This is a genomic window from Kitasatospora sp. NPDC088264 (assembly GCF_040685715.1).
Taxonomy (GTDB): domain Bacteria; phylum Actinomycetota; class Actinomycetes; order Streptomycetales; family Streptomycetaceae; genus Kitasatospora.
Window position 1 is genome coordinate 20,188 of record NZ_JBFBIR010000004.1, and the last position, 13,350, is coordinate 33,537.

Consider the following 13,350-nt stretch of genomic DNA (forward strand, 5'->3'; position numbering starts at 1 on the left):
TCAAGCGCGAACCGTCAAACGCGGCACGTCAACAAAGGCTCCGACTCCCGCACTTCACCACCTGTAGCGAGGGACCCCACCCCGGCCATGGCCTACGCGATCACCCGGACCTGCTGCAACGACGCCTCGTGCGTGTCCGTCTGCCCGGTCAACTGCATCCACCCGACCCCGGACGAACCGGAGTTCGGCACCACCGACATGCTGTACATCGACCCGGCCGCCTGCATCGACTGCGGCGCCTGCGCCGATGCCTGCCCTGTGGACGCGGTGTTCCCCGTCGACCGGCTGCGCGGGCCCGACACCGTGTTCGGCGACCTCAACCGCGACTGGTACCGCGACCACCCCAACGACCACGCCTGGCGCGCTCCCACCTTCCCGCGCAGCCTGCCCGGCGGGATCGGCACGCTGCGCGTCGCCATCGTCGGCACCGGCCCGTCCGCCGGGTACACCGCGCAGGAACTGCTGCGCAGCACCGGCGCCGAGATCACCATGATCGACCGGCTGCCCGTCACCGGCGGCCTGCTGCGGCACGGGGTCGCGCCCGACCACCAGTCCACCAAGCGCATCGCGGACAGCTTCGCCGGCGTCTTCCACGACCCCAGGCTGCGGATGCACCTCAACGTGGACATCGGTACCGACCTCACCCACGAGGAACTCGCCGCCCACCACCACGCCGTCGTGTACGCCGTCGGCGCGGCCGCCGACCGGCGGCTCGGCATCCCCGGCGAGGACCTTCCGGGCAGCCTTCCCGCGACCACCTTCGTCGGCTGGTACAACGCCCAACCGACCGTGCCCGCCGACGCGGTGGAGCTGTCCGGGCCCGGCGCCGAACGGGTGGTCGTCATCGGCAACGGCAACGTCGCCGTCGACATCGCGCGCATCCTGCTCACCGACCCTGACCGGCTCGCCACCACCGACATCGCCGACCACGCCCTCGCCGCACTGCGTCGCAGCCGGGTGCGGGAAGTCGTGCTGCTCGCCCGGCGCGGGCCCGCCGAAGCCGCCTGGACCAAGGCGGAGTTCCTGGCGCTGCGGCAACTGCCGGGCGTCGAGGTGGTGGTCGAGGACCACCCGGAGGTGCGGGCGGCGATCGAGGCGGCCACCAGGGCGATCGCCGCGCCGGCCGACGGGACGGAGGACGGGGCGGCCGCTGCGCCGACCGCCGGAACGGCCGCTGCGCCGACCGCGTCGGACGCGCGGGCCGCACTGCTCGCCGGGCTGCCGCTGGTGCCGTTCGACGGGGGTGCCGGGCCGGCGCCGGGCCGGCGGATCGTGCTGCGCTTCCTGTCCGCGCCGACCGCGCTCACCGCGTTCACCCCGCCAGGCGAACCCGGCGAACCCGGTGAACCCGGCGGGCCCAGCGCGTCCACCGGGGGCGGGCGGGTGACGGGCCTGACCGTCGCCCGGACCACCCTCGCGGGCGGCCGGGCAGCCGAGCCGACCGGGGAGGCGGACACGCTGCTGGCCGGCCTGGTGGTGCGCTCCATAGGGCACCGGGGCGTACCGGTGCCCGGGCTGCCCTTCGACGAGCGGGCGGCGACGGTCGCGCACCGGGGCGGGCGGGTCGTGGACCCGGCGACGGGGCGGCCGCTGCCAGGGACGTACGTGGTGGGGTGGGCCAAGCGCGGGCCGTCCGGGGGGATCGGCGCCAACCGGGCGTGCGCCCGCGAGACCGTGGACGCGCTCCTGGACGATGCGGCGGCCCACGCGCTGGCCGCCCCGGCGGCGAGCCGCGCGGACTTCGACCGCCTCGTCCGCCACCGTCGCCCGGACGCCGTCGGGCTCAAGGGACTGCGCGCCGTGGAGCGGGCGGAGCGCGCCCGGGGCGAGGCCGAGGGCCGCCCCCGCGTCAAGCTCGCCACCGTCCCCGCCCTGCTGGCGGCTGCCCGTCGGCGGTAGGCGGGCAGCGGGTTGGCGCTGGTCGGCGCGAAAGAATATGTCGCTCGGTCTACTTAATCCTGGCGCGCCGTGCACAGGAAGTCGGCCTGTCCGAGCAAACAGTTAAATGTAGACCGGTCTACATATTTTTTTGACTCGCTTCGGCCGGCGATCCGATCAGCTGCCCAGCCGGATCGTCGGCCAGCCGGTCGGACGACGCCGCTCGCAGTGTCGGACCCGTTGCCTAGGCTTCCCCCGGTGGCTCACGGGAGGGGCGGAATGTACGAGTACGAGGACGACGAGCACGGCGACCTGCGGTGGTTCGTGGATCAGGCGGTCGAGGCCCTGGAGCGGTGGCTCTCGTACGAGCGGGACCGTGACCGGTTCGACGACCTGTACCGCAGTGAGTCGATGGTGCTCGTCCGGCACACCGTCGGCGCGAAGGGGTTCCGGCGGTCGCTCCGCGACACCGTCGATCTGATCGAGACGGTGATCGACACCGTGGACCTGATCGAGCGGGCGGCTGTGCGGGCCGAGGAGCTCAGCCTCTTTCCGGCGCCCCCGGACCTGGACCAGTGGTTGGGATCGCTGGCGCTGCGGATCCACGGGTGGCAGCGCGACCTGTGCGGCCTGCGGAGGACTCTCGGCGGCCTCGAGCGCCACTACTGGGCCGGACGCCTGGGTGAGGCGGCGGCGGAGAGCGGTGGCGAGGCCGCGCCCCCGGGGGATGCGGACGGCCTCGGCCTCGGTGAGATCGACCGGCAGGCGCGGGCCGTCGCTGTCGAGGTGGTCGCGAAGCTCGGCCGCCGTCAGTGGCACCGGGACGATGACGGGACGGTGGACGGAAGGACGTTCGACGAGAGGATGCTCGACGAAAGGATGTCCACCGAGGCGTTCTCCAAGCGCAGCACGATCACCCTGGGGCAGATCGACGACGGTCACTTCACGACCTTCGAGCACACCGTTGCGGCGCTGCTGGAACGGGACGGGTTCACCGTCACGCGGGTGCAGGGCGGCGCCGGTGACATGGGCGGCGACGTCCTCGGGGTCACCGACCTGAACGTCCCGTTCATGGTGCAGTGCAAGCACTCCGGTGACCCGAGGGCGACGGTCGGCCAGCCGGTCGTGCAGCACGCGCTCGGCGGCGCCAGGGCGGTGTTCCAGGCCGGGATCATCCTCATCGTGACGAACCGCGGGTTCTCGAAGCCGGCGCGCGAGTTCGCCGCCCTGCCGACGGTGGGCGCGACCTTGATCGACCGCGAGATGCTGGTGTCCTGGGCGGAGCGGCGGACCCCGCTGGCCAAGGCGTCGACCCCCCAGCGCGACGCCGAGGCGTCGACCCCGTAGCGCGGCGCCGAGGGGTCGAACCGGCCGCTGACGCGGGGAGCGCCGCCGGGCGCGTCACCCCCGCCACGTGCGCTTGAGCTCCTCCCAGCGGGTGGCCTGGGCGGGGGTGAGGCCGCCTCGGAGTTCGGCCAGCTTCAGCAGTTGTGCTTCGGCGTCGGCGCCGAGGGGCTGGGCTTCGGCGCGGTAGTGGTCGGTGAGGAGGGCGTCGAGTTCGGGGCGGGTGAGGGCCGGGTCGAGGCGCTGGGCGAGTTTGGCCATGTTGCGGTAGGAGCCCTGGAGGAGGAACGGGGGTTCGGTGCGGGTGCGGTCGTCCTGGGCGGCGGAGGCCAGGTAGGCCCGGTTGACGGCGAGGACGGTGCCGCGCAGGTGGAGCAGTCCGGCGAGGACGGCGGTCATCCGGTCGGCCTCGGCGGCGGGCCAGGCACCCGCGAGGGTGCCGCCCGGGGTGCCGGTGGCGCGGGCCAGCAGGGTGTCCAGGTCGGCGCGGTCGGCGGTGGCGAGCGGGGCCAGGTGCGGGTTGGCGGGCAGCGCGTTCTCGACGAAGCTGAGCGCGAAGAGGTCCTCGCGCCCGGCGATGACGTCGCCGAGGTTCCAGACGTCGGCGCGGTTGGCGAGCATGTCGGGCAGTCGGAAGAGGCGGCCGGACTCGGTGTACGGGTTGGCGGCCATGACGACGGCGAAGCGCTTGCCGCGCAGGTCCCACTCGCGGGCCTCGCCGTCCCACACCCCGTCGATCCGGCGCTGGGCGTCGCAGAGCGGGATGAAGCGCTGGAGGAGCTCGGGCGAGGTGTGCTGGACGTCGTCGAGGTAGAGCAGCACGTTGTCGCCCGCGTGCAGGGCGAAGTTGAGCTTCTCGATCTCGCGGCGGGAGGTGGCGTCGGGGGCCTCGGCGGGGTCGAGGGAGGTGACCCGGTGGCCGAGCGCGGGGCCGCTGACGGTGACCAGCAGCAGGCCGAGCCGTTCGGCGAGGTACTCGACGAGGGTGGTCTTGCCGTAGCCGGGCGGGGAGACCAGGAGCAGCAGGCCGCTGCGGTCGACCGGTCCGCCGGCGTCGGCGGTGCCGAGCTGTTTGGCGAGGTTGTCGCCGACCAGCGGCAGGTAGACCTGGTCGATGAGCTGGTTGCGGACGAAGCCGTTGAGCGGGGCCGGCCGGTACTGGTCGAGTCGTAGCCGGGTGTGCTCGGCGGCCAGCAGGTCGGCGCGCAGCCGCTGGTAGGCGCGGTGTCCGGGGGCCTCGGTGGCGGCGAACTCGGCGACGCGGGTCAGGAGTTCGTCGAGGCGAAGGTCGAGCGCGCCGCCCGGGAGCCGGGGGTGGTCGCCGAGCAGTCCGGTGAGGCGGGTGGTGGCGGCGCCTTCGGCGGGTCGGCGTGGCAGGGACGGGCAGAGGAGCGCGGCGGCGGCCTCGGCGAGGTCTCCGGGGTGGGCGTCGACGGCGCTCGACTCCAGCCAGGCCTGGGCGAGTTGGCGCCTGGCGGGCAGCAGGGCGGGTTCGGCGGGCAGTGCGGCCAGCGCTTCGGTGAGGCCGACGGATTCGGGTGCGGCGTGGAACTTGTCGAGCAGCGCGGCGGCCCCCGGCGCGTACGCGAACGTGGGTGTGGCGGCGGCGAGTTCGGCCACCAGGTACGGGCCGGCGGGCTGCGGGTGCGAGGTGAACTCCGTGACGGCGGAGCTCAGTTCGTCGGACAGGACGGAAAGCGCGGCCAGGGCCGCGGGTGCGGCCGGGGCCGGCGCGGTGGGGTCCGGCGCGGTCGGGTCCGATGCTGTCGGGTTCGGAGCGGTCGGGCCCGGCGCGGTCGGGTCCGGTGCGGCGACGAAGGCCTGCCGGGCGAGGGTGAGGGCGAGGGCGAGCGAGCGGGCCCGGGTGTGCCAGACCAGTCGCTGCCGCTCGTCGGCGCCGTGCGCCCAGTACAGCTGCGCGGCCGCCCGGGCGGCCGCCGGGTGGCGCAACAGGCCTGCCTCGGCGTGGAGTTCGAGCAGGGCGCGGAGCAGTAGCGCCGTGTCGTGGTCGTGGACGCCGCGCTGGTAGCCCTCGTCCGGGCGCTGTTCGGCGGCGCGGCGGACGAACTCCAGCAGGTCGTCCTCGGTGCGCAGGGTGTCGCGCAGGGCGTCCAGCCCGTCCGGTTCGGCGGCCAGTAGCAGGCTGGCGGCGAGGTATTCGGACCGGTAGAGCGCGGGGGTCTCGGAGGGCAGCGGCCGGCCCCAGTAGCGCTCGGTGGCGGCGAACGCCGGGTCGGTGACGGGGGAGCGGTAGTCGGTGCCGGTGAGGGTGAAGGCGGGGCGGCCGCGCCAGGGGACGAGGGTGAGTTCGGGCCGCTGGGTGGTGACGGCGAACAGGTGGCGGCCCAGCCGCAGGGTGCCGGGGCCGTCGCCGGCGAGTTCGGCGCGGTCGCGCCGGGCCCGGTGGGCGCGGCTGCGGGCGGCGCGCAGCCGTCCGGTCAGCTCCTCGGCCCGGACCCGGTCGCCGAGCGAGGTCAACTGGGCGGCGAGGTCGCGGAGTTTGACGGCGGTCGGGTCAGCGGCGAGGGCGGCGTCGATCTCGGCCGCGGTGTCGAGGGCGGTGAGCCGCCGGTGCAGGGTGTCGAGGATGCGTTCGGCGGAGGCGGCGATCCGGTCGGCGCGGCGGGCCCGTTCCTCCAGCAGGTGCTGGCGGCGGGCGGTGAGGGCGTCGTGGATTCCGGTGCGCCGGTCGGCGAGTTGTTCGCCCAGCGCCGGGTCGGCGTCGGCGAAGCGGGTCTCCAACTGTTCGATCCGCAGCAGGAGTCGGCCGAGCTGGTCGTCGCAGGCCTCGGGGGTGTCGGCGGCGGCGAGCGCGGCGGTGGTGGCCTGGGCGAGCAGGGCGGTTTCGGCGGCGAACTCGGCGGCGGCCTCGCGGGTGCGCAGGTCGCGGCGGCGGACGGTGAGGGCGGCGCGGGCGCGGTTGAGCAGCCCGAGGACGTCGGCGAGCCGGTCGAGGATGGCGGTGCGGGTGGTGGCGTCGGCCAGGTCGAGGGTGCCTACGAGCTCCGAGACGGTCTGCAACGCCTCACTCTGCTCGGAGATCTGGAGACCCAGCGGCTCGGCTTCGGCGGCGGTGGCGAGGGCGGCGCAGCGGTCGGCGAGTTCGCCTGCGCGCCGGCGGTGCGGGGCGAAGGCCTCGGGTTCGGCGAGGTGTCCGACGGCTCGGGCGGCGGCCTCGGTCAGGCCGTCGGCGAGGTGGGCGGCGAGCGCGTCGATCCGGGCGGGGTCGGCGCGCGGCAGGTCGCGCAGCGCCTCGATCCGACCCTGGGCGCGGCGCAGCCCGGCGAGCCGGTCGACCCATTCGGCGGCGTCGGCGAGGGTCTCGCCGCGGGCGGTGCGCAGCAGGCCTTCGACGTGCTCGGTGGCCTGTTCGGTCTGCCGGGCGGCGTGCGCGGTGAGTTCGGCGACGGCCTCGTACTCGGCGATGACCTGCCGGGCGGTGTCGCGGATCTCGGCGAGCGGGGCGGCGAGGTCGCCGAGGCCGGGCTGGCCCAGCCAGTGGTGCCGGTCGGCGGTGCGGGTGCAGGCGGCGAGGACGGCCTGGTGGCCGGCCGGGGTGTCGGCGCCGGCGGCGGCGAGCCGGGCCAGGGAGAGGCAGTCGGCGAGGCCGCGGACGAGGTCGGCGTTGCCGATCCGGGCGAGCGGGCCGGTGCCGGGCGGCTGCGCGGCCGCGTGGCGCTCGCTGGTGAACGGGGTCTGCCACAGCTGGACGGGGTGCAGCCGGGTGGGCCCGTCCTCGGCCGGGCGGAGGGCGATCAGGGTGCCGTCGGCGAGCAGCGCGTAGCCCTGGCAGGGCAGCGGGGCGGCGGCCTCCTGGCGGACGCTGTTGTACGGCTGGAGCAGGGCGCGGCCGTCGGCGGGGGAGCGGAACTCGTACAGCACGTCCTCACCGTTGGGCGAGACGAGGGTGCGCTCGTAGGCCAGGCCGTCCACCGGCTGGTCGTAGCTGCGCACGGTGCCGTCGGCGAGGTGGCAGCCGCCGGGGAAGGCCACGCCCTGGTCGGCGGGCAGCCGCAGGCAGGCCTGGCCGAGTGCGTCGATCCGGGTGACCCGGCCGGTGGGCAGGTGGCAGACCAGGTGCCGGACGGTCTCCTCCTGGTACGGGCGCACGCGCACCAGCAGCAGGGTGCCGAGCCGGGCGTGGGCGATCTGGGCGTCGGCGAGGGTCTGCAGGGCCTCGGCGAGGGGTTCGCGGTGCAGCTCGCGGCCGTCGGGGGCGGTGACGGTCAACCGGCCGCCGTCGATGCCGAGCCGGAGTTCGCCGCCGAGGTCGGCGCGCGGTGGGCTGCCGGGGGCGGCGGGCAGCTGGTCGTCCCGGGTGAGGGTGGTCCAGGCGAGCTGCTGGCCGTCGGCGGCGGTGTGGTCGCGTTCGCCGCGCCCGTCCTGGTAGGCGGGGTGCCCGTCGTCGGCGAGGTCGTCGACGGGGCGCCAGCGCAGCACCCGGACGTCGGCGGCGGCGGGGCCGGTGCGGAAGACGGCGAGCAGGCGGCCGCTGACGGGGCGCAGCCGTTCCAGTCGGGCGTCGCGGAAGTAGCGGTGCAGGTCGGCGAGGTCCTGGCGCAGGCGCGGGTCGTCCAGCAGCGTGCCCTCGGTGGGGGCGGGGGTGAGGTCGGGGTGGTGGACGCTCAGGACCTCGCCGAGCGGCCCGGCACCCGGGGAGCCCTCGGACGGGGCGCCGGCGGAAACGGAGCCGGAGGCGGAGATGGTGGCGGAGACGGTGGAAGCGGAGGCGGCGGTGTCGGGCGCGCTGCCCGGGCGGGTGCCGAGCAGCAGCAGCCCACCGGCGGCGGTGAGGTCCTGCGGGAGGCAGGCCCGGCCGGTGGTGAGCCGGCCGGTGCCGACCAGCCGCAGCTCCCCGCCGCCGAACTCCTCGACCCGGCGGGCGTTCAACGCCTGCGCGCGGTCGGCGAGTTCGGCGGCGGACCGGGCGAGTCGGCCGCGCAGGACCTCATAGGTGCCGGCGTCGAGCCGGGCGGCGAGGGCGTCCACCACGTCAGTTCCTCAACTACTCGGTTTCTCGACTGCTCAGGAGATCGGGTACTCAGGCGACTCAGGCGACTCAGGCGCTCACTTGGAGCCGTTGACCGACGCCAGCGCCCCGATCGACGTCTCGGCGATCCCCAACTTCTGCGCTGAGGTGAGCAGTTGCCGCAACTGCCCGGCCTGCTCGCCGCCTCCGGCGCCGATCATCCGCATCAGCAGCGCGGACACCGTCAGGTTCTGCACGTCCGCCGTGGACACCGAGGACAGCACCCGGGTGAGGTCCTCGGTGAAGCTGGCACTGCCGTCGAGCCAGGGCCCGGCCAGGGCCTGGGCGGTCTGCGAGTGCCCGACGAAGGCGTCGACGCTCTTGGCGGCCGTCACCGACTGCACCAGGCGGTCGAAGAACACCCCGTCCCCGCCGACGATGTCGATCTTCGCCTTCTCCAGCCCGGCCGCGACCAGCGCGGCCTGCGCCTCGGCGATCTGCCGCTGGGTGTCCAGCCCGGCCAGCCGGACGTCCTTCTCGGCGGCCAGCCGCAGCCGGTACTCCTCGTGCCCGCGCGAGGCCTCGTCCAGCTTCGCCATCGCCGCGGCCTTCTCGGTGAGGCCCTCGGCCTCGGCCTTCAGCTTGGCGCCGATCTCCAGCGCGGCGGCCTTCGCCTTCTCGGCCTGGACGGCGGCCTCGGCGCGGCCGACCTTCTCCACCGCCGCGGCCTCCTGCTCGCGCACCTGCACCTGGGCCAGCCCCTCGGCGGCGGCCTCCGCCCGGATGCCCTCGGCCATCCGGATCTTGGCGGTGGCGTCCAGTTCGGCGGCCTGCTGGCGGGCCTCGGCCAGCACCAGCGACTCGCGGGCCTTGTGCGAGGCGGCCTGCTCGGCGGCCTCGGCGGCCTTGATGTCCTTGACGAGCTTCTCCTGCGCCTGCGCCTCGGCCTGGATGATCACCGCGCGGCGGGTGCGCTCGGCGTCCTCGGTGGCGCGCAGCGTCTTGACGGCCTCCTCCTGCTCGGCGACGGTCCGCTCCACCGCCACCCGCTCGCGGACCACGTCGGCGACCTCCCGCCGGCGGGACTCGACCTCCTTCTGCTTGGCCATGGTGGCGAGTTCGGTCTCCCGGTCGCGGCCGATGACCTCCAGCAGACGGTCCTTCTCGATCCGCTCGTTCTCCACCGCGATCACCCGCTCGCGGTTCTTCTGCGCCACCGCGACCTCGCGGGCCTGGTTCTCGCGCTGCACGCCGAGCAGTTCCTCGGTCCGGAGGAAGGCGGTCTGGGCGTTCAGCCGCTCCTCCTCCTGGACCCGGGCGATCACCGCGTCCTCCGTGGCCCGCAGGGTCTCGATCTCGCGGCGCTGGCGGATCTCGGCGTCGGCCTGGCGGCGCTGGAGTTCGAGGACGGCCTCCCGGGCGTCCACGTTCTGCCGGGTGATCTCCTTCTCCTCGGTGCGCTGGTACTCGTTGGTGCGCACGTGCTCGATCGCCGTCAGCTCGGTGATCTTGCGGATGCCCTGGGCGTCGAGGATGTTGTCGGAGTCCAGCTGGTTCATCGGGGTCTGTTCGAGGTGGTCGATGGCCGCGTCCTCAAGGGTGTAGCCGTTGAGGTCGGTGCCGATGACCGCGATGATCTGGTCCCGGAACTCGTGCCGGTGCGTGTAGAGGTCGGTGAAGTCGAGCTGCTTGCCGACGGTCTTCAGCGCCTCGGCGAACTTGGCCGCGAAGAACTCCTGGATCGCGGACGGGTCGCTGGCGCGGGCGGTGCCGATGGCCTGCGCGACCTTGATGACGTCCTCGACGGTCTTGTTCACCCGCACGAAGAAGGAGATCCGGATGTCCGCCCGGATGTTGTCCCGGCAGATCAGCCCGTCCCGGCCGGCGCGGTGGATCTCCACCGTCTTCACCGAGATGTCCATCAACTCGGCCTTGTGCAGCACCGGGAGGACGATCGCGCCGGTGAAGGTGACGTCCACCTTCTTGGTGCGGGAGACGATCAGCGCCTTGCCCTGCTCGACCTTCTGGAACAAGCGGCCCACGAACAGCAGCATGGCGAGCACGATGAGCAGTACGACGGCGACGAGAATGCCGAAACCCACGGCGATGGTGTCCATCACGGAGTCCTTTGACGAGATGACGAGATGGTGCGAAGTCGAGCGGACGAAAGCGGAACGAGCGAGACAAACGGGGTGAAAGAGGGTAAGGGGACGCCCGGGGGAGTCAGCCGCCCGGTAGCGCCGGGTCGAACGGCGCCACCAGGAAGTGCTCGCCGTCGGCGTCGTAGTCGAAGATCAGGGCGGTGCGGCCGGCCGCCAGCCCGGGCTCCTCGGTGAGCGTGCGGACCTGGACGGTCGCGGTGGAGCCGTCCTCGGCGGTGACCTCCGCCTGCCCGAAGTCGGCCGTCACCCGGCCGGTGCGGATCACGCAGACGCGGCCGACGAAGTCCCCCCTGGTCGCCGGACGGTCCTCGGGGAACAGCCGGGACAGCGGCCGGACCAGCAGCCGGGTGCCCGCCCAGGAGGCGACCAGCGCGACGGCGAACACGCCGCCGCGCGCCGGTGCCCCCGAGGTGAGGACGGTGCCGGCCAGGCTGACGAACCAGGCGAGCGCGACCAGCAGCGACACCGCCACCGTCACGGGCACCCCGCCCAGCCCCAGCGCGCCCAGCACGCCTCCGTGGTGGTGGGCGCCCCCGCCGTCGGCGCCGTGCCCGTCCTGGGCCCCGTGTCCCCCGTGCCCCCCGTGGGTCGCGTGCCCCCCGGCACCGTGGCCCAGGTCGCCCGCGTGACCGGCATGGCCGACGTGACCGGCATGCCCGACGCCGTGTCCCCCGTGCAGGGCGTCGAACCCCAGGCCGCCGACCAGCATCAGCAGCCAGTACCCGACCACCACCACCAGCGCGAAGCTGAACAGCGCCGTCGGAAAAGCCAGCGCGGCCGCGACGAATCCCCCCATCCCGGCCACGCTCCCCCGCTGTTCCCACGGCACCGCACCTCGGCGCCATGGAGATCGTGACAGCGGAGGGGTCGTTCGCACATTGCCAGGATCCGGCAATCTTTACGGCCCTTTGACACCCTGGAACGCACCGCCCGGGGGCGTTTGGCCGGCGCCTACAGCGGCTGCTCCGGCCAGTTCAGCAACCGGGCCCCCATCGCCGCCGTCTCCAGGGTGAACCGTTGCAGGGCGTCCGACGGGTCGTAGCCGGTCAGCGCCTTGATCCGCTCCAGCCGGTAGCCGAGCGTGCGCACGCTCAGCCCCAGCCGCCGGGCCGCCTCCGCGTTCACGTACGCGGCCTCCGCCTGCACCGCGATGGTGTCCAGCAGGGGGCGGGCGCCGCCGCGCGCCTCGGTCAGCGGGCCCAGCACGCTGCGCACCAGGTCGGCCATCGCCGCCCGGTCGCGCATCAGCACCGGGAAGACCAGCAGTTCCTCGGCCTTCAGCTGCCGCGCCGGCAGGTCCAGCCGGTCCGCGTAGTCCAGCGCGCCCAGCGCCTCCTCGTAGCTGCGCAGCACCCCGGTGGCCCCCGAGTGCCGGCGCCCGGTGGCCACCCGCAGCACCGGGCGGTAGCCGGGGCCGGGGCGCAGCGCCAGGTCGGCGAAGGCCTCCAGGACGGCGCGTTCGGTGTCCGGGGCGATGCACACCAGCCGGCCGTCCTTGCCGGCGAGCAGGACGTCCCGCTCGCCGAACCGCCCGACCAGCTCCCGTTCCACCCGGTGCACCAGCGGGTGGACGTCCGCGTACGGCGTGTCGCCGACGGCCACCGCCACCGCGTACGAGCCCGCCAGCCGCAGCCCGAACCGCTCGGCGCGCTCCGCCAGCAGGCCCAGGTCGCTGCGGCCGTACAGCAGGTCGTCGATGAACTCGCGCCGCGCGGACTCCTGTTGGCGGACCGCCATGCGCTGCGCGCGCTCGTGTCCCTCGCCGAGCGCGGCCAGTGCGGCCTCGGTCGCCGCGAGCACGGCGTCGCCGATCCGGCGCAGTTCCCCGACGCCGCCCGCCGCCGTGATGCCCGGCAGCACCTGCCAGGCCCGCCGGGTGGCCGCCAGGCAGTGCGCGACGACGTCGCGCAGCCCGTACCCGGCCTCGGCGCAGTGCTCGCCCAGCGTGCGCAGGCACTCCAGTTCGTCCCGGCGCAGCAGCCTCCCGGTGCGGGAGGCGTCGGCGAGCAGCCCGAGGTAGACCTCGGCGAGTTCGGTGGGTATGTCGTGCTCGGTCCCCTCGGACACCGCGGTACTCCGCCCCCCGTGACGCGTGATGATCCGGCGCGGAACTTTAGCAGGATCGATACGACGCCGAACGGTGCGGGGTGGGCGGCTGACCTGGCGCTATCGCGGGCCGGGCGGAGGTCCGGGCGGCAGGTCGGCCGCAGGGTCGGCAGGCGGCTCCGGCCGGGGCTCGCGGAAGTTCAGGACGAAGCGCGCGCTGCTGCCGTCGATCCGCCGCCGGACGTACAGCGCCGGGGCGCCGTCCGGGGTGCAGCTGACCCCCTCGCGGACCAGCAGCGGGGTGCCCGGCGGGACGCCCAGCAGCTCGGCGTCGGCCAGGTCCGCGCCGATCGCGCCGAACGCCCGCCAGTCGTACTCCAGCTCCACCCCGGCCGCGCGGGCCAGGTCCAGCACCAGGTTCCCGGGCCGGCCGGGCCGCACCAGGGCGTCCGGCAGCGGGCCGAACGGCACCCAGTAGCTGCACACGGCCCGGGCCCGCCCGCCGAGTCGGATCACCGTGTCCACCCGGGACAGCTCGGCCGGCGCCCGGCCCAGTTGCCGGGCCGCCTCCTCGTCCTCCGCCGACCCGGCCACCGGCGGGGTGCCCAGCACGAACTCGCCGTCGCCGGTGTCGGGGAGTGCGGCGTGCACGCTGCCCAGGTCGAAGCGCTGGCTGCGCGGGTCCACCGCGATCGAGACGCGGACGGCCGGCGGGCGGACGAACGTGCCCACGCCCCGCCGGATCTCCACCACGGCGGCCCGCTCCAGCTCCGCCACCGCCTGCCGGACGGTCAGCCGGTTCACCCCGAACTCGGCGCTCAGCTCGGGCTCGCTCGGCAGCCGGGCGCCCGCCGGGTACGCGCCGGCGTCGATCCGTTCCTGGAGCCGCCGGGCCAGCCGTCGGTAGAGCGGGGTGTTGGGAGGGTTCGTCGCCACATGCCCGATCCTACG

General features: G+C 74.7%; 7 protein-coding genes. 2 read left to right on the plus strand and 5 right to left on the minus strand.

The window, feature by feature from the left end:
- The first annotated feature begins 87 nt into the window (after positions 1 to 87).
- Positions 88 to 1,899 (plus strand): FAD-dependent oxidoreductase, encoded by a 1,812-nt coding sequence (locus AB0O82_RS05070; RefSeq protein ID WP_363580324.1) that lies wholly within the window; start codon positions 88 to 90, stop codon positions 1,897 to 1,899.
- A 258-nt stretch (positions 1,900 to 2,157) separates the two neighbouring features.
- Positions 2,158 to 3,225, plus strand: a complete 1,068-nt coding sequence (locus AB0O82_RS05075) for a restriction endonuclease (protein ID WP_363580326.1) — start codon at positions 2,158 to 2,160, stop codon at positions 3,223 to 3,225.
- Positions 3,226 to 3,279: 54 nt separating this feature from the next.
- Here the strand turns inward: AB0O82_RS05075 and AB0O82_RS05080 are convergent, their stop codons facing one another.
- From AB0O82_RS05080 to AB0O82_RS05100, 5 genes are all read right to left on the minus strand, one after another.
- Complete coding sequence (locus AB0O82_RS05080; protein WP_363580328.1) at positions 3,280 to 8,214, minus strand: DNA repair ATPase; 4,935 nt, start codon at positions 8,212 to 8,214, stop codon at positions 3,280 to 3,282.
- A gap of 75 nt (positions 8,215 to 8,289) precedes the next feature.
- Positions 8,290 to 10,308 (minus strand): flotillin family protein, encoded by a 2,019-nt coding sequence (locus AB0O82_RS05085; RefSeq protein WP_363580330.1) that lies wholly within the window; start codon positions 10,306 to 10,308, stop codon positions 8,290 to 8,292.
- Positions 10,309 to 10,414: 106 nt separating this feature from the next.
- A complete protein-coding gene (locus AB0O82_RS05090) occupies positions 10,415 to 11,149 on the minus strand; it encodes a hypothetical protein (protein ID WP_363580332.1) in 735 nt (244 codons plus the stop codon).
- A gap of 155 nt (positions 11,150 to 11,304) precedes the next feature.
- Positions 11,305 to 12,420: a helix-turn-helix domain-containing protein gene (locus AB0O82_RS05095; protein ID WP_363580334.1), complete on the minus strand. Its 1,116-nt coding sequence runs from the start codon at positions 12,418 to 12,420 to the stop codon at positions 11,305 to 11,307.
- A 99-nt stretch (positions 12,421 to 12,519) separates the two neighbouring features.
- Positions 12,520 to 13,335: a GntR family transcriptional regulator gene (locus AB0O82_RS05100; protein ID WP_363580336.1), complete on the minus strand. Its 816-nt coding sequence runs from the start codon at positions 13,333 to 13,335 to the stop codon at positions 12,520 to 12,522.
- Positions 13,336 to 13,350: the final 15 nt, after the last annotated feature.